The sequence below is a fragment of the Brevundimonas sp. ZS04 genome (assembly GCF_001956865.1).
GTDB classification, from domain to species: domain Bacteria; phylum Pseudomonadota; class Alphaproteobacteria; order Caulobacterales; family Caulobacteraceae; genus Brevundimonas; species Brevundimonas diminuta.
This window is the reverse complement of record NZ_MTHE01000001.1, coordinates 495,672-515,068: the sequence shown is the minus strand read 5'-3', so window position 1 is coordinate 515,068 and position 19,397 is coordinate 495,672. Positions and strand designations below refer to the sequence as shown.

The window sequence follows — 19,397 nt, the reverse complement described above, 5'->3', positions numbered from 1 at the left end:
AGGGAAGGCGGAGTCGGCGTCAGGCGCCGGGCGGAATGACGCCGGAGCGGCTGCGCTGTTCATTGCGGCGCTCGGCGTCGGTGATGTCTTTTTCGGTCGCGCCCGAGGCCAGGACGATGTCGGTGGCCCGGCGCCATTCGATGGAGCTGCGGTCCAGCATGTCGCGGGCGCGCATGGCGAACTGGGCGGCCTGATCCGGGCGACGCAGGGCGAACCAGTATTCCGCCGACGCCAGGCGGGCCTCGCCCTCCTTGCCCTGACTGGCGTAGGCCTGGGACAGCAGGCGCCAGCCCATGGTGTTCTCCGGCTCAAGCGCCAGTGCGCGCTTCAGCTGGTTCTCGGCTTCGGTCAGTTTGGAGGCGTCGCTGGTCTCGATCAGGGCGTGAGCCAGGTTGATGCGCAGCAGGGGGGCGTCCGGCTTCAGCTCGACCGATTTCTCATGCGCGCCCAGGGCTTCGGCCGGGCGGCCTTCCTCGAACAGGATCTGGCCCTTCAGCTCCCAGAAATAGGGGTTCTCGGGCTGTTCGGCCAACAGGACGTCGACCGCGTCCAGCGCCTTCTGCGTCTGGCCGTCGCGATACCAGGCGATGGCGCGGGCGTAGCGGGCGGGCAGGGTGACGTCGCTGGACGGATAGTCGCGCAAGGTGGCGTTGGGCGCGTCCATGAAGGCGCGGATCTTGGCCACGACCAGGGCGTGCTGGGCCATGCGCGCGTCGCTGTCCCGCTTGTCGTAGTGGGAGGCGGCCTCGACCGGGCGGCGCAGGGCTTCGATCCGCTGCGAGGACAGGGGGTGGCTGCGGAAATAGGGATAGCGACGCTGATCCGAGAAGATTTCCTGGGCGCGGAAGTTCTCAAAGAACTCGACCATGCCGCGTCCGGATTCCCCGGCGCGTTCCAGGGCGCGGGCGCCGGTGATGTCGGCCTCGCCCTCCTGGCTCTGCATGTAACGCAGGGCGCCGAGCGTGCCGAAATACTGGCTGGAGGCCAGCAGGGCCGCGCCCGCGTCCGGCGCGCCGGCGATCGCGGCCAGGGCGCCCAGCGCCATGGTCATGATCATCGGCTGCATCCCGGCGTTCTGGGCGCCGTCGCGCAGGGTGTGGCGGTTCTTGATGTGGCCCGCCTCGTGGGCGATCACGCCCAGGAGCTGATTGGGGCTCTTGGTCCGCAGGATCAGGCCGGTGTTCAACCCCATGATCCGCCCGCGCGTGGCGAAGGCGTTCAGGTCGTTGTCGTTGACCAGCAGGATCTCGACCTCGTTCGGGTCCAGCCCCATGGCGTCGAGCACCGGCTCGGACCACTCATGGATGATACCCTCGATCTCGGTGTCCCGGATCAGGCTCTGCGCCTGGGCCGCGGCGGCCGAGGCCAGCACCGCGAGGGCGCCGACGCCGGCGGCCAGATAGCGCCGAAAGCGGGTTGCGGCGGGGGGCGTCCTGGTCATGACGATCTCCAGAGCGATAGTCTCCCCCGCAGCTTCCAGCTTAATCGTGTCCGATCAACGGCGCCACCAGCCCCGCTTGGGCTTGGCGGGCGGCGCGCCGATCTGGTTCGGATCGTCGGCGATGATGGCCGCGATGTCGACCTCGGCCGTCGGCGCTGGGACCGGATCGGCCAGCACGACAGCCTCTTCGACCACGCTCTCGGCGACGGCCGGGATCTCGCCAAGAGCCTCTTCGAGGGCTTCTTCGATTGCCTGTTCGACGCGGGCGGCCACGGCGGGCGGCACGTCCAGTTCGGCGGGGACGGGCTGGTCGGCTTCGACCGGCGCGACCTCGGCCTCAACCGGGGCGGCTGCCGTCGCGTCTTCCGCGGCGGCGGCGCTGACCTTGCGGCGCACGCGGCGGCGCTTGGGCGCTTCGGCCTGTTCGACGGCCGGAGCGGCTTCAGCGGCGGGCGCCTCGGTCGCTTCGCCTTCGATCACCACGGCGATCGGCGTGTCGGGCGAGCCGACGGGCGGCAGGCCTTCATTGGCGGCGCGGTCTTCGACCTTGGTTCCGTGGGTCAGTTCGCCCTGACCGCGACCCCGGCCGCGGCCGCGACGACGGCGCGAGCGGCCGTTGCGGCCTTCTTCCGAAGCGGCGACCTGGTCCAGGCCGACGTCCTGAGCCGTATCCTCGCCGGCGGCCTCCGGCCTGCGCTCGTCCTTGCGTTCGGGGCGAGGGGCGACCGGGTTGATCGGGTCGAACCAGACGTAAGGATCCTGCAGCGACGGCGTGCGGCCGCGCACCCAGGCGTAGACGTCGCGTTCGCCTTCCTCGCGCATCCGGCGACCGCCGCGACGGCCCCGGCGGCGGCGGCCGCCCCGGCTGTCGTCGTCATCGTCGGAAGCGGCGGCTTCGGTTTCTTCGTCACGGCGACCGCCGCGACGGCGACGGCGGCGTCCGCCGCGGCTGTCGTCGTCCTGTTCGGAGCGGGCGCGGGCCTCGTCGTCGTCCTCGTCCTCGCGGTCGAGATCGGCCTCGTCCTCGTCGTCGCCGAAGTCGTCTTCGTCCTCGGCGTCTTCGTCCTCGTCGTGATAGGCGCTGTCGTCGAAGCCGTCGTCCAGGTCGGCCAGGTCGATGTGGCTTTCGGGAGCGACAAAGTCCTCGTTCGTTTCGGTGCGCTCGATCGAGTGCTCGCCCTGGGCCAGGCTGTCGTCGATCTGGATGATGACGTTCAGGCCGCGCTCTTCCAGCAGGAACTGCAGATAGGCGCGCTTGTGGTTCAGGATATACAGCGCCACGGCGGTCGAGACGCGCAGGTTCACCGAACCCGCGCCGTTCTTGCCGGCCTCGATGTCGACGGCGCGCAGGGTGGTCAGGGCCGCGGATTCGGCCGAACGGACCCGCCCGGCGCCCTGGCAGCATTCGCAGACCTCGGTGGCGCCTTCGATCACGCCCAGGCGGCGACGCTGACGGCTGATCTCCATCAGGCCGAAGCCCGAGATGCGGCCCATCTGGATGCGGGCGCGGTCCTTGGCCAGGGCGTCCTTGAGGGCCTTCTCAACCGCGCGGTTGTTCTTGCCCTCGTCCATGTCGATGAAGTCGATGACGATCAGACCGGCCAGGTCGCGCAGGCGCAGCTGGCGGGCGGCCTCGACGGCGGCTTCCAGGTTGGTCTTGGTGGCCGTGGCCTCGACGTTGCGCTCCTTGGTGGCGCGGCCGGAGTTCACGTCGATGGCGACCAGGGCTTCGGTTTGGTTGATGACCAGATAGCCGCCCGACTTCAGCGGCACGACCGGCTGGTGAATCTGGGTCAGCACCTCTTCGATGCCGTTCGCCGCGAACAGCGGGCGCGACCCCTGATAGAGGTGGATCTTCTTGGCCTGCGACGGCATCAGCACGCGCATGAAGTCGCGGGCCTGCTTGAAGCCTTCGACGCCCTCGACCTGAATGCCGTCGAAGTCCTTGTCGTACATGTCGCGCACGGCGCGGCGGACCAGGTTCTCTTCCTCGTGGATCATCGCCGGCGCGTTGGAGCGCAGGGTCAGTTCGCGAATCGTCTCCCACAGGCGCAGCAGATATTCATAGTCGCGCTTGATCTCGGCCCGCGTGCGCTTGGCGCCCGCCGTGCGGATGATCAGGCCCATGCCCTGCGGCACCTTCAGCGCGGCGGCGGCGGATTTCAGCCGGCGACGGTCCGAGGTGTTGGTGATCTTGCGCGAGATGCCGCCGCCCTTGCCGGTGTTCGGCATCAGCACGCAGTAGCGGCCGGCCAGCGACAGCCAGGTGGTCAGGGCCGCGCCCTTGGCGCCGCGCTCGTCCTTGACGACCTGCACCAGCAGGATCTGGCGGCGCTTGATGACGTCCTGGATCTTGTAGCGACGCATCAGGCGACGCTTCAGGCGTTCCTCGTCGGCCAGCTTGCCGTCGGAATCGGCGTCGTCGGATTCACGGCCCAGGTCGTCTTCGTCCGCGTCGTCGTGCGCTTCGGCCATGATGGCTTCGCGGTCGGCGACGGGGATCTGATAGTAATCCGGGTGAATTTCGTTGAAGGCCAGGAAGCCGTGGCGGTTTCCGCCGTACTCGACGAAGGCCGCCTGCAGGCTGGGCTCTACGCGGGTGACCTTGGCGAGATAGATGTTCCCGCGAAGCTGACGGCGGGCGCGGGATTCGAAATCGAATTCCTCAACCTGGCGGCCGTCCACGATCGCGACGCGCGTTTCTTCCGCGTGCGCCGCGTCTATCAACATGGTTTTTGACATTGAAGGTCTCTCTCAGGCGCGCCAGGCCGTGCGCCGCGAACGCAGTCGCGGGAATAGGGGCGGCTCGCCGAATGGAAATGGGGGCCAGGGCGCGCGTCATCCCCTCGCTAAAAGCGAGAGCGGCATGGTCTTGCCGTTCGGGAGCGCAGGCGGGTCGGCCCATAAGGTTTGTCGGTCCTGGGCCCGGACGCGCCGATCAAGGCCGCATCCCGAACCCGTATCTTCGGATCGACGGCCAGGCCGCGCGATCCTCGGAATTGGTGAAAAGTTCAACGCCGCGAGGAGGGCGCGCCTGATCCCGACACAGTGCCGGGCGGCGCGATCGTTCGCATGCGGAACCGATAATAGGCAGATGTTGCGGAAAATAAAAGAACCGCGCGCCGGTAAGAGGTCTTAACGAAATCCTTAAACCCTGGGCTCATCCTGGCTTCTAAACTGCAGGGCGATTTCCCTCTGATGTTGGGTCGGTGGCGTGACAATCTGAGCCGTTGGGGCGTGCGCGAGTGGTCGATGACCGGCCTTGCGTTCGTCGTCATCTGCCTTGTCGCGTTTACGGCGACGCGCGGTCTGGCCTTCGGTCCGGACGGCGAAATCGTGCGTCTGCGTTTCGGCGGCGACGCCCAGCGGACCCGCGTGGTGCTGGATCTGGGCCGCTCGACGCGCGGTCAGGTGATCGAGGACGGTTCGGCCGGGCGGGTCATCCTGTCCCTGGCGGGCGTCAATCCTGCGCGCGGTCTGGAAGGCAGCGGCTCGGGCCTGGTGCGCGGCTATGAGGTCAGCGCGGCCTCGGGCGCATCGCGCGTGCGGCTGGACCTGGCGCGCGGCGCCGAGATCGAGCGCCGCTTCCTGCTGCCGCCCGGCGACGGGGTGGACCACTATCGCTACGTCATCGACCTGAAGGCCACGGGCGCCGCCGCTGCAGTTCCGGTCGCCGCGCCGCGCCGAGAACAGGCTCGCGCCGAAAAGCCCCTGATCGTCATCGACGCCGGCCACGGCGGCCGCGATCCCGGCGCCCAGGGCCAGCATGTTCAGGAAAAGGCCGTCACCCTGGCCGCCGCCCGCGAACTCAAGACGGCGCTGGAGCGCACCGGCCGCTATCGCGTGCGCCTGACCCGCGACGGCGACGTCTATGTGGTGCACGGCCGCCGGGTGCAGATCGCCCGTGACGCGGGCGCCGACCTGTTCATCTCCCTGCACGCCGACGCCGGTTCGGACCCGGCCTTGCGCGGCGCGAGCGTCTATACCCTGTCGGAACAGGGCGCCGGTCGCGCCGTGCGCGAGTTCACCAAGGGCGACGACTGGCAGCGCGACCTGCGCCTGCCGGGGCGCGACCCCTCGGTCGACCGCATCCTGCTGGACATGACCCAGCGCGCCACACAGAACCGCTCGGCCCAGTTCGCGCGGGTGCTGCTGACCCACCTGGAAGGCGCGGACCATCCGCTGCTGCGCCGCAGTCACCGCGATGCGGGTCTGGCCGTGCTGCTGGCGCCGGACGTTCCCGCCATCCTGCTGGAGATGGGCTTCATCACCAATCCGGAGGATGAGCGCGTCCTCAGCGATGAACGCGCCCGTCGCCGCCTGATGCGCTCGGTCGCCGAGGGCATCGACCGCTATTTCCGCGAGCCAGCCGCCCCGGTGATGGTCGCCGGGGACATCGCCGGCGGCTGAGGATTCAAGCTTCCAGGGCCGCCTTCGCGCGTTTGAAGATGTCCTCGAACATTTCCGCCGTCAGTCGGCCCGTGTTCGTGTTCAGTCGCGAGCAGTGATAGCTGTTGATCAGCGTATAGGGGCCGACCTGACCCTCGACGCCATGCCCGGCGGGAATGGCTGAGCCGGGATAGCCCAGCGTCCGCAGGATGCTGCGCCGCGACACGTCGCCCAGGGTCACGATCACCTTCAGCCGGGGCAGGGCGGCCAGCCGACCCACCAGGAAGGGGCGGCAGGTGTTCTCTTCCGTCGCCGTCGGCTTGTTCTGCGGCGGGGCGCAGCGCACGGCGTTGGTGATCATGCAGTCGACCAGCGTCAGGTCGTCGTGGCCATCAGGATCGTAAGACCCCTTTGCGAACCCCGTCTTCTTCAGCGTGTCGTACAGCAGCCAGCCCGCGTGGTCCCCGGTGAAGGGGCGGCCCGTGCGGTTGGCGCCGGTGCGGCCCGGCGCCAGGCCTGCGATCAGCAGACGCGCGTTCGGATCGCCGAACGAGGGCGCCGGACCGTTCCACCAGTCCGGGTTCTGACGCGCGTTCTCGGCGCGATAGGCGACCAGGCGCGGGCACAGGGGGCAGTCGCGCGCCGGTTCCGGGTTCAACGCTGCGCTCACGCGCGATCGCTCCGGTCCAGGGTGCGGGTCACGCCCTGATTCATCGCGGCCTTGGGCTTGCCGACCTGGTTCATGATGTCGGCCAGATCGACGAAGGCGTCGGCCTGACGACGCAGGTCGTCGGCGATCTGGGGCGGCTGGCTCTTGACGGTCGAGACGACGGTGACGCGCACGCCCTTGGCCTGCAGGGCCTGCACCACGCGGCGGAAGTCGCCGTCGCCCGAGAACAGCACCGCCTGATCCAGGCGCGGCGCCAGCTCCAGCATGTCGACGGCGATCTCCATGTCCATATTGCCCTTGGTGCGGCTGTGGCCCTGGGCGTCGGTGAAGCGCTTGACCGGCTTGGTCACGACGGTGAAGCCGTTGTAGTCGAGCCAGTCGACCAGCGGTCGCACGGGCGAGAATTCTTCGCCCTCGACGATGGCCGTGTAATAATAGGCGCGGATCAACCGGCCTTCGCCGACGAACCAGGTGGACAGCTTCTTGAAGTCGAGATCGCAGTTCAGGGCGCGTGCGGCCGAATAGAGGTTGGCGCCGTCGATGAACAGGGCGATGCGGTCATCGGGATGGTCGGTCATGAACGAAAATGAGTCCGTCGATATGGTCGAGAAAATGAACGCCCCGACCGACGCCGCAGGAGAATCCTGGGGCGAAACCGATCTGGACGCGGCAGTCATCGTCGCACTGGGCTGCAATGACAAGGGCGATTGGTCGTCCTGTGTCGAGGCGCTGGAAGCGGCGCTGGCCCGGTTCCGTGCCGAGGGGGTCGATGTGCTGGCGCGTTCGTCCTGGTGGTCGTCCCAGGCCTGGCCTGACCCCAGCGACCCGCCCTTCCTGAACGGCGTGGCCGTGGTCAGCACCGCCCAGGACGCCTCAACCCTGATGCGGACCCTGGGGCGGGTCGAGGATCTGTTCGGTCGGGTGCGGACGGCGCGCAATGCGCCGCGCACGCTGGATTTGGATTTGATCGCCTATGGGCGGCTCAGCGGCGATCTGAACGGGCTGATTCTGCCGCATCCGCGCGCGGCCGACCGGCTGTTCGTCATGGGGCCGCTGGCTGAGGTGGCGCCGGAGTGGACGCATCCGGTTTGCGGCCGTCGGGCGTGCGATCTGGCGGCGGCGGCCACGGTCGGCGAGGATGCTCGACCCCTGCCGAGGGGTTGACGCCGGGCGGTCTGTCGGGCGAGGGGAGGCGCAACTGACGCCGATCCGCCCCAATGCCGCCTTCGCGGCGTTGCACAATCGGCTTTCAACCTATATTTTGTGCGGTTCTCCCTGCCGCCAGAGGAAATTCATGGCCCGCGTCACTGTCGAAGACTGCATCGAAAAGGTGCCGAACCGCTTTGGTCTGGTTCTGCTGGCCGGTCACCGCGCCCGCAACATCGCCAACGGCGCGCCGCTGACGCTGGACCGCGACAACGACAAGAACCCGGTCGTCGCCCTGCGCGAACTGGCCGAGGACACCGTCACCCCGGACGAACTGCGCGAGAACATCATCACCACCCTGCAACGGGTCGATGAGCGGACCGAGGCTGAGGATGAAGCCGAAGTCGTGGCCCTGCTGGCCGAACCGCAGCACATGAACATGGCCGAAGCCGAACTGATCCGCGCGCTGCAGAGCGACCGCGACGGGGGCCAGGAGGAACGCTACTGACGGCAGAGCCTGTCACCGGCGTCACCTCCTCAACGGCGCGGCCCCTGGCGGACACGCCGATGGACCAACCCGCGAATCTGGAAGACAAGTCGGCGTCGCCCCCTGCCGGGGCGGCGCCGAAGTCGTCTGAAGGCCCTGCATTGTCTGATACCAAGCGCGCACCGATCATGCGCCAGTTCGAACTGATCGAGGCGGTCAAGGCCTATGACCCGACCGCCGACGAGGCGCTGCTGAACCGCGCCTATGTCTATGCGATGAAGATGCACGGCTCGCAGCTGCGGGCCTCGGGCGATCCCTATTTCGCCCATCCGATCCAGGTCGCGGGCATCCTGACCGACTATCGGCTGGACACGGCGACCATCGTCACGGCCCTGCTGCACGATGTGGTCGAGGACACCTCGGCCACGCGCGAGGACATCGCCGAGATGTTCGGCGAAGAGGTCGCCGTCCTGGTCGAGGGCGTGACCAAGCTGTCGCGGCTGGAGCTTCAGGCCGAGCACACGCGTCAAGCCGAGAACCTGCGCAAGTTCATTCTGGCCATTTCGCGCGACGTGCGGGTGCTGCTGGTCAAGCTGGCGGACCGCCTGCACAACATGCGCACCCTTCACTTCGTGAAGCCGGAGAAGCGCGAGCGCATCAGCCGCGAGACGCTGGAAGTCTACGCCCCTCTGGGCCGTTCGATCGGCATCCACTCCATCGCCGCCGAGCTGGAGGAGCTGGCGTTCGAGCATCTGAACGCCACGGCGCGCGTCGCCATCCAGCGCCGCCTGGAGGCGCTGAAGCTGGAGAACGGCAGCGCCATCGAGGCCGTCTCGCCCGAGATCGAGCGGGTGCTGTCCGAGGCGGGGCTGACCGCGCGGGTCAAGGGCCGAGAGAAGACGCCCTATTCCATCTGGCGCAAGCTGCAGCGCAAGACGGTCGGCTTTTCATCCCTGTCGGACATCTACGGCTTCCGCGTCATCGTCGAGAGCGAGGACGACTGTTACCGCGCCCTGGGCGTCATTCACCGCGCCTGGCCGATGGTGCCGGAGCGGTTCAAGGACTTCATCTCGACGCCCAAGTCGAACAACTACCGCTCGCTGCACACCACGGTCGTCGGGCCGGGCGGCCTGCGCATCGAGATGCAGATCCGCACCGAGATCATGGACCGTGTGGCCGAGGACGGGGTGGCGGCGCACTGGGCCTATAAGAACCAGTCCTACGGCTTCGACCGTGAGGCGATGGAGGCTGACGGCGGCCGCGACCCCCTTCTGAACCTGCGCCATCTGGTTCAGGTGATCGAGCACGGAGAGGGGGGAGAGGACTGGGTCGAGCACGCCAAGCTCGAAATGTATCTGGACCAGGTCTTCGTCTTCACGCCCAAGGGGACACTGATCACCCTGCCGCGCGGCGGGATGCCGCTGGATTTCGCCTACGCCGTCCACACCGAGGTCGGGGACACCGCCGTCGGGGTCAAGATCAACGGCGAGCTGAAGCCCATGCGCACGGCGCTTCAGAACGGCGACGTGGTCGAGATCATCCGCGGGACCAAGCGCGAGGTGCCGACCGACTGGCGCAGCCTGACGGTCACGGGCCGCGCCCGCTCGGCCATCCGCCGCCACATCCGCACCTCGGAGCGCGAAGAGTTCGTGCGCCTGGGCAAGACGACGCTGGAGCAGACGCTGGAGCGGGCGGGCAAGTCGCTGGCCGACGTCAAGCTGACCGAGGTGCTGAAGACCTTCGCCATGCCGTCGGAGGAGGACATGTTCGACGCCATCGGCCGGGGGCGTCTGACGGCCACGCGCGTGGCCGAGACCTTGTTCCCGGCGCTGAAGGGCCAGTTGAAGGCCGGGCCGGAGCGCAAGCGCATCGGCGAGGAATCGCCGCGTCTGTTCGTGCGCGGCGGCGGTCTGACGCCGGGCGTCAGCATCCATTTCGGCCAGTGTTGTTCGCCGGTGCCGGGCGACCGCATCGTCGGCATTCTTGAGCCGGACAAGGGTCTGACCGTCCACACCATCGACTGTCAGACCCTGGCCGATTTCGCCGATGACGACTCCGTCTGGCAGGATCTGCAATGGACGCCGCAGGCCGAGCGCAGCGCTGTCGGCGCGGTGAAGCTGCACGCCACCCTGACCAATGCGCGCGGCGTGCTGGGGCAGGTGGCGTCCATCATCGGCGAGGCGGGCGGCAACATCCTGAACCTGTCGATGGCGCACCGTCAGCACGACTTCTACGACGTCGACATCGACGTGGAGGTCGAGGACGCCCGCCACGCCACCATGATCATTGCGGCGCTGAGGGCCAATCCCTACGTCGATACGGTTGATCGCGCGCGCGGCTGAGCCGACGCTGACGCCATCAGTTTTCTCAAAGGTCGAAATGTCCCCCGAACAACAGAAGCTCGCCAACGAGGCCCAGATGGCCTCGCCCTCCTATCGTCTGGCCGCCCTGGATCAGGACTTCCTGCTGGGCGAGTCGATGCGCGGCGTGCGCTTCCTGATGGAGTATGAAAAGGCCGAGCAGGCGCTGAAGGCCTGGGGCGTGCGCTCGACCATCGTGGTCTTCGGCAGCGCCCGCGTCGGCGTGAACGGCGACGGCCGCCACGCCTACTGGTACGAGCAGGCGCGTCAGTTCGGCCGCATCGCCTCCGAACGCGGCGGCGCCTTCCGCGGCGAGCCGGGCGAGGTGCGCGACAACGTCATCGCCACGGGCGGCGGGCCGGGCATCATGCAGGCCGCCAACCAGGGCGCGCACGAGGCCGGGGCGCCCTCGATCGGCTTCAATGTCACCCTGCCGCACGAGCAGTTCCCGAACCCCTGGTCGACGCCTGAACTGACGTTCCAGTTCCACTACTTCGCCATGCGCAAGATGCACCTGGCCATGCGGGCCAACGCCCTGGTGGTCTTCCCCGGCGGTTTCGGCACTCTGGACGAATTGTTCGAGATCCTGACCCTGCGCCAGACGGACAAGGCCCCGCCCATCCCCATCGTCCTGTTCGACGAGGCCTATTGGCGTTCGGTCATCAACTTCGACACCCTGATCGAGCACGGCATGGTCAAGGCGTCGGACATGAAGCTGTTCGCCTTCGCCGATGACGCCGAGACGGTGTGGACCAAGCTGCTGGAAGGCGGCCTGAAGCCCAACTGCGACATCAAATAGGGCGCGGGTTGAGGGCGGCCGCTGCAGGGTCTAAGGACGGCCTTCATGAACACTGAAGACGTCCTCAACGAATTCCGCGACGCCGGCGCCCTGCGCGAAGGCCATTTCGTCCTCTCGTCCGGCCTGCACAGCCCGGTCTTCCTGCAGAAGAACCTGGTCTTCATGGACGGCGCCCGCTGCGAGCGCCTGTGCAAGGCGTTGGCGGAAAAGATCGTCGCGACGGTCGGGCCTGTCGATGCGGCGATCTCGCCCGCCGTCGGCGGCATCATCCCCGGCTATGAGACGGCCAAGCACCTGAACGTCCGTTCCATGTACGTCGAGCGCGAGGGCGGCGAGTTCAAACTGCGTCGCGGCTTCTCGGTCGAGCCGGGCGAGAAGATCGTCATGGTCGAAGACATCGTCACCACGGGTCTGTCGTCGCGCGAATGCATCGCCGCGATCCAGAAGGCGGGCGGCGAAGTCGTCGCCGCCGCCTGCATCGTCGACCGTTCGGGCGGAAAGGTCGATGTGGGCGTGCCCCTGATCGCCCTGGCCTCAATGGAGGTGCCCGCCTATCCGGCCGACGCCCTGCCGCCGGAACTGGCCGCCCTGCCGGTCGAGGATCCGGGCAGCCGTCGCCTGTCGAAGTAGAGAAGAGAGAACGGGATGAAGCGTCAGCGGGTTCGTCTGGGCGTCAATATCGACCACGTCGCCACGGTCCGTAACGCGCGCGGCGGCGCTCATCCCGATCCGGCTCGCGCGGCCGAGGCGGCGCTGGCGGCGGGGGCTGACGGCATCACCGCCCACCTGCGCGAAGATCGCCGTCACATCACCGACGCCGACATCGACGTGCTGACGGCCCTGTGCCGCCGCGCGGACAAGCCGCTGAACTTCGAGATGGCGGTGACGGAGGAGATGCTGGCCATCGCCCTGCGCCACCGGCCGCACGCCGCCTGCCTGGTGCCCGAGCGGCGCGAGGAAGTGACGACCGAGGGCGGTCTGGCCGTCGCCGGTCATGAGGCCCGCATCGCCCCGGTGGTGAAGACCCTGTCGGATGCCGGTATCCGCGTCAGCCTGTTCATCGAACCGTCCGAGGACCAGGTCGAGGCCGCCGCCGCGGTCGGCGCCCAGGTGGTCGAGTTTCACACCGGCCGCTATTGCCACCTGACCGACCCGGCTCAGCGCGCGGTCGAGTTCGACCGTCTGGCCGCCGCCGCCGCCCAGGCCGACATTCTGGGGCTGGAGGTTCATGCGGGCCACGGTCTCGACTACGCCACGGCAGGCGATGTGCTGGCCATTCGCGAGATCGTCGAGCTGAACATCGGCCACTTCCTGATCGGCGAGGCGGTCTTCGTCGGCCTGGACGCCGCTATCCGCCGGATGCGCGCGGCGATGGACGAGGCTGTTTCGTGATTATCGGCGTCGGCGCCGACCTCTCGGACATCCGCCGCATCCAGGCGTCGCTGGACCGTTTCGGCGACCGTTTCAAACAGCGCGTCTTCACCGAGCTGGAGCGCACCCGCTCGGACCGCAAGGCTGACCCGGCGTGGAGCTACGCCAAGCGGTTTGCGGCGAAAGAGGCCTGCGCCAAGGCCCTGGGCACCGGCATGCGGTCCGACGTCTACTGGCGCGACATGGGGGTGGTGAATCTGCCGTCTGGTCAACCGACGCTGGCCCTGACCGGCCACGCGGCCGAGCATCTGGCTCGCCTGACCCCGCCGGGCCATGAGGCGCGCATCCACCTGACCCTCAGCGACGAACACCCCTACGCCCTGGCCTTCGTGGTGATCGAGGCCCTGCCCAAGGCCTGACGCCGCCGCGAAGGTTGCGGTTCCTTCATCATCCAGAGTCTTGCTCGCGGCGGGTTCAGCGACTACGCCTCGACCTTCAAACCCCGCGTTCGGCGGGGGATTCGAGCAGACGATGAGCGACGACCCCAAGGCGAACGGCGGAGCAGCCGACCCAGCCCTCGATCCGGCTGACCAACGGCCGATCTGGAGCGACGACGGCGACGCGCCCTTCGACATGGGGGACGACCCCGAAGCCCTCGACAGCGAGACCCCGATCTATGCGCCCCGGCGCGCCAGGAAGGCCAAGCGAGTGAAGAAAGAAAAGTCCGCGAGCAACGAAACGGTCGAGATCATCAAGACCGTCGTTTTCGCCCTGCTGATCGCGCTGGTGCTGCGGGTGCTGCTGTTCCAGCCCTTCACCATCCCGTCGGCCTCGATGGAGCCGAACCTGTACGAAGGCGACTACATCGTCGTGTCGAAGTGGTCGTACGGCTATTCCAAGCACTCGATCCCGTTCAGCCCGCCGGTGTTCAACGGCCGCATCCTGGGCAAGGCGCCGGAGCGCGGCGACATCGCCGTGTTCAAGCTGCCGCGCGACAACAAGACGGACTACATCAAGCGCGTGATCGGCCTGCCGGGCGACAAGGTGCAGATGATCGCCAACAAACTCTACATCAACGGCGCGCCGGTTCAGGACGTGGTGGTCAGCCGCGCCCAGATGGCCGACATGTTCGGCCCGCGCGCCGTGACCCAGCTGCGCGAGACCCTGCCGGGCGGCCGCACCTTCATGACGCAGGACTTCGGCCCCGGCGGCGATCTGGACGACACCCCGCTGTATGAGGTTCCGGCCGGCCACTACTTCATGATGGGCGACAACCGCGACAACTCGATCGACAGCCGCGTCGAGATGTCGGCCGGCGTGGGCATGGTCCCGGCCGAGAACCTGGTCGGCAAGGCCGAGATCATCATGTTCTCGTGGACGCCGGGCGCCTCGCTGTTCAACCCGGTCAGCTGGTTCGCCAATGTGCGCTTCAGCCGGTTCTTCAAGATCCTCGACTGATGGCCGGCGGACGCACGAATGTGCGCGCCGAGGCCGTGGCGGCCCTGCGCCAGCGCCTGGGGCATGACTTTGAGGACGCCTCCCTGCTGGAGCGCGCCCTGACGCACTCCAGCGTGGGCGAGGGGGCGGGGCCGCAGACGCCTGCCGACAATGAGCGGCTGGAGTTCCTGGGCGACCGGGTGCTGGGCCTGCTGGTCGCGGATCGACTGGTGCGCGACTATCCGTCAGCGGACGAGGGGCAGCTGTCCGCCCGCCTGCACGCCTTGGTGGACAAGAGCGCCTGCGCCCGCGTGGGCGAACGGCTGGGCGTGGGCGACGCGCTTCGCCTGTCGCCCGGCGAGACCAAGACGGGCGGCCGCAGAAAGGCCGGAGTCATCGCCGATGCTGTGGAAGCGATCCTGGCGGCCGTCTATCGCGATGGCGGTCTGATCGCCGCTCAGACCGTGTTCGAACGCGCCTGGGCCGAAGAATTGGCCGCGCCTCCGAGTGCGGCGGTGACCAACCCCAAGTCCGCCCTGCAGGAATGGGCGCAAGGCCAGGGCCGACCGCTGCCGACCTATGAAGTGGTCCAGCGCACTGGCTCGGATCACGCGCCGACCTTCACGGTCGAGGCGACGGTGACGGGCTATGAACCGGCCCGCGCCCAGGGACGTTCGCGACAGGAGGCGGAAAAGGCCGCCGCCATCGCCCTATTGAAACGAGAAGACGTAATTTGACCGAGACCACCGAGACCACCGAGATCACCGGCCAGCGTGCGGGCTTCGCCGCCATCATCGGCGCGCCCAATGCGGGCAAATCGACTCTGGTGAACCGGTTGACCGGCTCCAAGGTCTCCATCGTCACCCAGAAGGTCCAGACCACGCGCTTCCCCGTGCGCGGCATCGCCATCAAGGGCGACGCCCAGATCGTGCTGGTGGACACGCCCGGCATCTTCACGCCGCGCCGCCGTCTGGATCGCGCCATGGTCGCATCGGCCTGGGGCGGGGCGCAGGACGCGGACGTGGTCGTCCATCTGATCGACGCCCAGTCGCATATTGACGCTGAAGGTCGCGAAGGCACCGCCGCCGACCGCCGCTCGGCCGAGGACACCGAGACCATCATCGCCAATCTGAAGGCGACCGACACCAAGGTCATCCTGGCGCTGAACAAGATCGACGGCATGCGCCGCGACACCCTGTTGGCCCTGTCGCAGCGCCTGTTCGAGACGGGCGTCTATTCCGAGGTCTTCATGATCTCGGCGCTCAGCGGCGACGGCGTGGACGATCTGAAGACGCGCCTGGCCCTGGCCATGCCCGAGGGGCCGTGGCTCTACCCCGAGGACCAGTCGGCGGACGTGCCGCTGCGCGTCCTGGCCGCTGAGATCACGCGCGAGAAGGTCTATCTGCGCGTGCACGAGGAACTGCCCTATTCGGCGGCGGTCGAGACGACCTCGTTCGAGGACAGACCGGATGGTTCGGCCCGCATCGAACAGACCATCTATGTCGAGCGTGAAAGCCAGCGGCCGATCGTTCTGGGCAAGGGCGGCCAGACCCTGAAATGGATCGGCCAGAAGGCGCGCGAGGAGCTGATCGAGATCCTGGATCGGCCCGTTCACCTGTTTTTGACCGTCAAAGTCGATCCCAAATGGCAAGACTCAAAGGCATTGTACGCCCAGTTCGGCCTGGAGTTTGACGTCTAGTCTCGTGTTCATCGTTCCCAAGACCGCGGGCGGAAGGCCCTGGTTCCTCGGTTCCCTCGTCGCCGCCGGCCTGATCTCGGCCGGGGCGGGCGCGTGGTTCGTGAAGGCTGTCGCGCCGGAAACCCAGGCGGCCGCCGTCTATCGGACAGACCTGCCCAAGCGTCCGCCGGTCGAGGTGGTCGAGGCCCTGCCGCAGTTGAAGGAACGTCTGGACCAGCTGGCGGCCAGCAAGCAGTTCACCGGCGCCGTCCTGGTGGCCCGGGGCGATCAGGTTCTGTTCCGCCAGGTTTATGGCAAGGCGAACTATGAGCAGGATACGCCCTTCGCCCTAGACACTCGTTTCCGCCTGGCCTCGGTGTCCAAGCAGTTCACCGCCGTCGCCGTTCTGAAGCTTCAGGACGAGGGCAAGCTGTCGGTCGACGATCCCGTCTGCAAATGGATCGAACCGTGCCCCGACGCCTGGCGACCGCTGCGTATCCATCACCTGCTGTCGCACACCTCGGGCATTCCGGACGTGATGGCCCAGGCCGAGTGGGGCCGTATCCGCGTCACCCACCGCACATCGCAGGAACTGACCGAGACTTCGGCCCGCTATGGCCTGCAGTTCGAGCCGGGGACGAAGGTCCGCTACAACAACGCCGCCTTCAACCTGGCGGCCGAGATCGTGTCAAAGGCCAGCGGCCAGCCGTTCGAGACCTATATGGAGCAGGCGATCCTCAAGCCCCTGGGCATGAAGGACACCGGCTCGGACGTGAATGACGACGCCCAGGGGCTGGCCATGGGCTACGGCCTGTTTCCAGCCGGCTTGACGCCGCAGCCCATCGCCAATGTCAGCGTCGTGGCGGGCGCCGGGGCGCTGTATTCGACGCTGGACGATATGCTGGCCTGGAACCGGTCTCTGCATCAGGGCCACGTCCTGAGCGACAAGGCCTATGCTGACATGATCGCCGACCATGCGCCGGACGATATGCCGGAGCGACGCGGGCCGCATCGGGCCTATGGCTACGGCATCTACGTCAGCGCCTTGGGCGAGCGGACCTCTTCGCCGTTCAGCGACCGCCAGATTTACCACACCGGCAGCTGGGCGGGTTTCCGCAACCTGGTGTCCTATCAGCCCGATCAGGACGTGACGGTGGTGGTGCTGTCGAACAACTATCACCTGCGCGACCTGGTGCTGCTCATCAACCAGCAGGCCATGGCCGAGGCTCTCGGCCGTCCGTTCCCCGCCGCGCTCAGCCGCTGAGGCTTAGGCGCAGGAAGCTCATCAGGCGCGGGTCGTCGCAGTGAGTTACGTTGACCCGCATGAAGCGGCTGGCCGTCTGTGAGGGACTGAACACGTCGCCGGGCGCCAGGACGACGCCCTCTTTCAGCGCGGCGCGCGCCAATTCTGCGGAATCGATCTCGCCTGGCAGTCGGCACCAAAGATTGAAGCCGCCGCGCGGCTCGATCCAGGGTTCGACGCCGATGGATCTCAGGCGGGCGATCACCTCGCGACGCTTGCGCGCCAGGCGTCGATGAACCTCGTCCAGATGCTTGCGATAGCCGCCCCCGGCCAGGACGTGGGCGATGGCTTCGGCCGCCACGGGACTGGCGCCGACAAAACCCGTCGCCACCTGAAGATCGGCCAAGTCCGAAATCCGGTCGACGCGCGCCGCGATGTAGCCGCAGCGCAGGGAGGCCGACAGCGTCTTGGAGAAGCTGCCGATGCGGATGACCCGGTTCAGCCCGTCCAGCGCCGCCAGACGGGTGGTGGGCTCGGGCTCCAGATCGGCGAAAAGATCGTCCTCGATGATGGTGAGGTCATGCGCGGCGGCCAGATTCAGCAGGCGGTGCGCCGTCTGGGGCGCGATGCCGGCGCCGGTCGGGTTCTGAAGCCCGGCGTTGGTCAGATAGAGCCGGGGCGACGCCTGTTTCAGTACGGCCTCGAACCGTTCGACGTCAGGGCCCGTGGGCGTGTAGGGGACGCCGACGACCTGGACCTGATGCGCGCGCAGCAGGGCGCGAAAGTTGAAGTAGCAGGGATCGTCCACCACCACTGTATCGCCGGGCCGCAGCAGATAGCGGCACGTCAGATCGACGGCATGGGTGCCGGAGGCGGTCAGCAGCACCTGATCCTGGCCGAGTTGCAGCCCCTCGGTCGCCAGCCGGCCCAGAAGGATGCGGCGCAGCGCCCTCGAGCCGAGCACGCCGCCATAGTCGGTCAGAAGGGCGTCGTCCGCCCGAGCCACGGCGCGCAGGGCCTTGCGCAGCGCCTCGGTCGGCATCCAGTCCGCAGGCAGCCAGCCGCAGCCGGGCTTGAGGGCCTCCGGCGGCGCCTCCAGCGACTGGCGCGACACCCAGAAGGGGTCGACGGCGCGGTCGTGCAGGCCGGGATCGACCGCAAAACTGAGCGGGGGCAGGGCGGCGCCCGAGACATAGAAGCCTGATCCCGGCCGGGCGCGGATCAACCCCTCGGCCGCCAGCCGGTCATAGGCCTCGACGACGGTCGAAGGGGAAACCGCCATGGTCTCGGCGAAACGCCGGATCGACGGCAGGCGGTCGCCGGGGGCCAGGCTGCGCCCGGCGATACGCGCGCGAATGGCCTCCATGACCTTTGTGGTGCGTGTGCTGCGTGACAACCGTGTCGGCTCCATAACCCATACAGTTTGGCAGAAGCGTATCGATCTGTGGCTGCCTTCGCCAGCGCCGGGAGTCCAATCAGGCGGCGAAGAGGAAGACGGAATGGACACGGCGAAACAGAAGCGCATCGACGGCCTGATCTGCGGGCTTCTGGGGGTCGTGATCTTCAGCGGTTCGCTGCCCGCGACGCGGGTGGCGGTAGCCGACCTGTCGCCGCTGTTCCTGACGGGCGCGCGGGCGGTCATCGCGGCGGCGTTGGCGGGGCTGGTGCTGTTGGCCACGCGGCAGGCGCGGCCGGATCGACGCGATCTGATGTCGCTGGCGGTGATCGCGGTCGGGGTGGTGGTCGGTTTTCCCCTGCTGTCGGCTCTGGCGCTGCAGCACATGACCTCGGCCCGGTCGATCGTCTTCATCGGCCTGTTGCCGCTGTCCACGGCCATTTTCGGCGTCATGAGAGGCGGGGAGCGGCCGCGCCCGCTGTTCTGGCTGTTCTCGGGTCTGGGCAGCGCCACAGTGATCGGCTTCGCCTTCAGCAGCCACGGCGACGGATCATGGACCAGCGACCTGCTGATGCTGGCCTCCATCATCATATGCGGCCTGGGCTATGCCGAGGGCGGCATACTGGCGCGGCGTTTGGGCGGCTGGCAGGTCATCTGCTGGGCGCTGGTGCTGTCGGCGCCGATCATGCTGGTGGTGGCGGCGTTGGACCTGCCCGCCGACTGGAGCGCCATCGGGGCGCCTGCGTGGACCGGTCTGGCCTATGTCTCGGTCTTCTCGATGCTGGTCGGCTTCATCTTCTGGTATCGCGGCCTGGCGATGGGCGGCATCGCCAGCGTGGGGCAGCTTCAACTGCTCCAGCCCTTCTTCGCCCTGGCGCTGGCGGGTCTGGTGCTGCACGAGGCCGTGCCGTGGACCATGGTCGCGGCGGCCGCCCTGACCGTGGCCAGCGTCGCCGTGGCCCGCCGCTATGCCTGAGACG

18 protein-coding genes are annotated in these 19,397 nt (G+C 67.9%); 13 read left to right on the top strand and 5 right to left on the bottom strand.

Going from position 1 to position 19,397, the window contains the following annotated elements; translation table 11 throughout:
* Window positions 1-19: 19 nt before the first annotated feature.
* Together BJP32_RS02510 and BJP32_RS02505 are read right to left on the bottom strand one after the other, a co-directional pair.
* A complete protein-coding gene (locus tag BJP32_RS02510; protein WP_003165394.1) occupies window positions 20-1,441 on the bottom strand; it encodes a M48 family metalloprotease in 1,422 nt (473 codons plus the stop codon).
* A 54-nt stretch (window positions 1,442-1,495) separates the two neighbouring features.
* Window positions 1,496-4,183, bottom strand: coding sequence for a ribonuclease E/G (locus BJP32_RS02505; protein ID WP_076222709.1), 2,688 nt, complete (start codon window positions 4,181-4,183; stop codon window positions 1,496-1,498).
* 510 nt (window positions 4,184-4,693) lie between these two features.
* Here BJP32_RS02505 and BJP32_RS02500 point away from each other — a divergent pair.
* Window positions 4,694-5,851 carry an N-acetylmuramoyl-L-alanine amidase gene (locus BJP32_RS02500; RefSeq protein WP_112999882.1) on the top strand — a complete coding sequence of 386 codons (1,158 nt, stop codon included), beginning with the start codon at window positions 4,694-4,696 and terminating at the stop codon, window positions 5,849-5,851.
* Window positions 5,852-5,855: 4 nt separating this feature from the next.
* Here the strand turns inward: BJP32_RS02500 and BJP32_RS02495 are convergent, their stop codons facing one another.
* Window positions 5,856-6,500: a uracil-DNA glycosylase gene (locus BJP32_RS02495; protein ID WP_076222707.1), complete on the bottom strand. Its 645-nt coding sequence runs from the start codon at window positions 6,498-6,500 to the stop codon at window positions 5,856-5,858.
* Window positions 6,497-7,078: an NYN domain-containing protein gene (locus BJP32_RS02490; RefSeq protein ID WP_076222705.1), complete on the bottom strand. Its 582-nt coding sequence runs from the start codon at window positions 7,076-7,078 to the stop codon at window positions 6,497-6,499. The genes BJP32_RS02495 and BJP32_RS02490 overlap by 4 nt, the downstream gene beginning before the upstream one ends.
* Here BJP32_RS02490 and folK point away from each other — a divergent pair.
* The 11 genes from folK to BJP32_RS02435 all read left to right on the top strand — a co-directional run bounded on the left by folK (window position 7,077) and on the right by BJP32_RS02435 (window position 17,042).
* Window positions 7,077-7,664: a 2-amino-4-hydroxy-6-hydroxymethyldihydropteridine diphosphokinase gene (gene folK / locus BJP32_RS02485; RefSeq protein ID WP_083673846.1), complete on the top strand. Its 588-nt coding sequence runs from the start codon at window positions 7,077-7,079 to the stop codon at window positions 7,662-7,664. The two genes, BJP32_RS02490 and folK, sit on opposite strands and share 2 nt — an antisense overlap.
* 130 nt (window positions 7,665-7,794) lie before the next feature.
* A complete protein-coding gene (rpoZ, locus tag BJP32_RS02480) occupies window positions 7,795-8,154 on the top strand; it encodes a DNA-directed RNA polymerase subunit omega (protein ID WP_003165386.1) in 360 nt (119 codons plus the stop codon).
* 59 nt (window positions 8,155-8,213) lie between these two features.
* Window positions 8,214-10,475 carry a bifunctional (p)ppGpp synthetase/guanosine-3',5'-bis(diphosphate) 3'-pyrophosphohydrolase gene (locus BJP32_RS02475; protein WP_046654223.1) on the top strand — a complete coding sequence of 754 codons (2,262 nt, stop codon included), beginning with the start codon at window positions 8,214-8,216 and terminating at the stop codon, window positions 10,473-10,475.
* A gap of 37 nt (window positions 10,476-10,512) precedes the next feature.
* Entirely contained in the window at window positions 10,513-11,292 is a 780-nt protein-coding gene (locus tag BJP32_RS02470) for a TIGR00730 family Rossman fold protein (protein ID WP_076222809.1), read from the top strand.
* Window positions 11,293-11,337: 45 nt separating this feature from the next.
* Complete coding sequence (pyrE, locus tag BJP32_RS02465) at window positions 11,338-11,922, top strand: orotate phosphoribosyltransferase (protein ID WP_046654221.1); 585 nt, start codon at window positions 11,338-11,340, stop codon at window positions 11,920-11,922.
* Window positions 11,923-11,937: 15 nt separating this feature from the next.
* Entirely contained in the window at window positions 11,938-12,684 is a 747-nt protein-coding gene (locus BJP32_RS02460) for a pyridoxine 5'-phosphate synthase (protein WP_076222703.1), read from the top strand.
* Window positions 12,681-13,082 (top strand): holo-ACP synthase, encoded by a 402-nt coding sequence (gene acpS, locus BJP32_RS02455; RefSeq protein WP_003165381.1) that lies wholly within the window; start codon window positions 12,681-12,683, stop codon window positions 13,080-13,082. The genes BJP32_RS02460 and acpS overlap by 4 nt, the downstream gene beginning before the upstream one ends.
* A 112-nt stretch (window positions 13,083-13,194) precedes the next feature.
* Window positions 13,195-14,121, top strand: coding sequence for a signal peptidase I (lepB, locus tag BJP32_RS02450; protein ID WP_046654218.1), 927 nt, complete (start codon window positions 13,195-13,197; stop codon window positions 14,119-14,121).
* Window positions 14,121-14,837 carry a ribonuclease III gene (gene rnc / locus BJP32_RS02445; protein ID WP_046654216.1) on the top strand — a complete coding sequence of 239 codons (717 nt, stop codon included), beginning with the start codon at window positions 14,121-14,123 and terminating at the stop codon, window positions 14,835-14,837. Before lepB ends, rnc begins: the two co-directional genes overlap by 1 nt.
* Window positions 14,834-15,799 (top strand): GTPase Era, encoded by a 966-nt coding sequence (gene era, locus BJP32_RS02440; RefSeq protein ID WP_046654214.1) that lies wholly within the window; start codon window positions 14,834-14,836, stop codon window positions 15,797-15,799. The genes rnc and era overlap by 4 nt, the downstream gene beginning before the upstream one ends.
* A gap of 4 nt (window positions 15,800-15,803) precedes the next feature.
* Window positions 15,804-17,042 carry a serine hydrolase gene (locus BJP32_RS02435; protein WP_046654213.1) on the top strand — a complete coding sequence of 413 codons (1,239 nt, stop codon included), beginning with the start codon at window positions 15,804-15,806 and terminating at the stop codon, window positions 17,040-17,042.
* On the opposite strand, the gene BJP32_RS02430 is transcribed toward BJP32_RS02435, so the two are convergent.
* Window positions 17,032-18,387, bottom strand: coding sequence for a PLP-dependent aminotransferase family protein (locus tag BJP32_RS02430; RefSeq protein WP_046654211.1), 1,356 nt, complete (start codon window positions 18,385-18,387; stop codon window positions 17,032-17,034). The genes BJP32_RS02435 and BJP32_RS02430 overlap by 11 nt on opposite strands.
* Before the next feature lie 133 nt (window positions 18,388-18,520).
* Here BJP32_RS02430 and BJP32_RS02425 point away from each other — a divergent pair, with 133 nt between their 5' ends.
* Window positions 18,521-19,393, top strand: a complete 873-nt coding sequence (locus BJP32_RS02425; RefSeq protein WP_046654209.1) for a DMT family transporter — start codon at window positions 18,521-18,523, stop codon at window positions 19,391-19,393.
* Window positions 19,394-19,397 lie beyond the last annotated feature (4 nt).

Excerpts from the sequence above, each read along its gene's own strand:
- BJP32_RS02500 (WP_112999882.1), top strand. The coding sequence starts at position 4,694 with ATGACCGGCCTTGCGTTCGTCGTCATCTGCCTTGTCGCGTTTACGGCG.
- BJP32_RS02475 (WP_046654223.1), top strand. The coding sequence starts at position 8,214 with ATGGACCAACCCGCGAATCTGGAAGACAAGTCGGCGTCGCCCCCTGCC.
- folK (WP_083673846.1), top strand. The coding sequence starts at position 7,077 with ATGAACGAAAATGAGTCCGTCGATATGGTCGAGAAAATGAACGCCCCG.
- rnc (WP_046654216.1), top strand. The coding sequence starts at position 14,121 with ATGGCCGGCGGACGCACGAATGTGCGCGCCGAGGCCGTGGCGGCCCTG.
- BJP32_RS02510 (WP_003165394.1), bottom strand. The coding sequence starts at position 1,441 with ATGACCAGGACGCCCCCCGCCGCAACCCGCTTTCGGCGCTATCTGGCC.
- BJP32_RS02425 (WP_046654209.1), top strand. The coding sequence starts at position 18,521 with ATGGACACGGCGAAACAGAAGCGCATCGACGGCCTGATCTGCGGGCTT.
- BJP32_RS02470 (WP_076222809.1), top strand. The coding sequence starts at position 10,513 with ATGTCCCCCGAACAACAGAAGCTCGCCAACGAGGCCCAGATGGCCTCG.
- pyrE (WP_046654221.1), top strand. The coding sequence starts at position 11,338 with ATGAACACTGAAGACGTCCTCAACGAATTCCGCGACGCCGGCGCCCTG.
- lepB (WP_046654218.1), top strand. The coding sequence starts at position 13,195 with ATGAGCGACGACCCCAAGGCGAACGGCGGAGCAGCCGACCCAGCCCTC.
- BJP32_RS02460 (WP_076222703.1), top strand. The coding sequence starts at position 11,938 with ATGAAGCGTCAGCGGGTTCGTCTGGGCGTCAATATCGACCACGTCGCC.
- rpoZ (WP_003165386.1), top strand. The coding sequence starts at position 7,795 with ATGGCCCGCGTCACTGTCGAAGACTGCATCGAAAAGGTGCCGAACCGC.
- BJP32_RS02490 (WP_076222705.1), bottom strand. The coding sequence starts at position 7,078 with ATGACCGACCATCCCGATGACCGCATCGCCCTGTTCATCGACGGCGCC.
- BJP32_RS02505 (WP_076222709.1), bottom strand. The coding sequence starts at position 4,183 with ATGTCAAAAACCATGTTGATAGACGCGGCGCACGCGGAAGAAACGCGC.
- BJP32_RS02430 (WP_046654211.1), bottom strand. The coding sequence starts at position 18,387 with ATGGAGGCCATTCGCGCGCGTATCGCCGGGCGCAGCCTGGCCCCCGGC.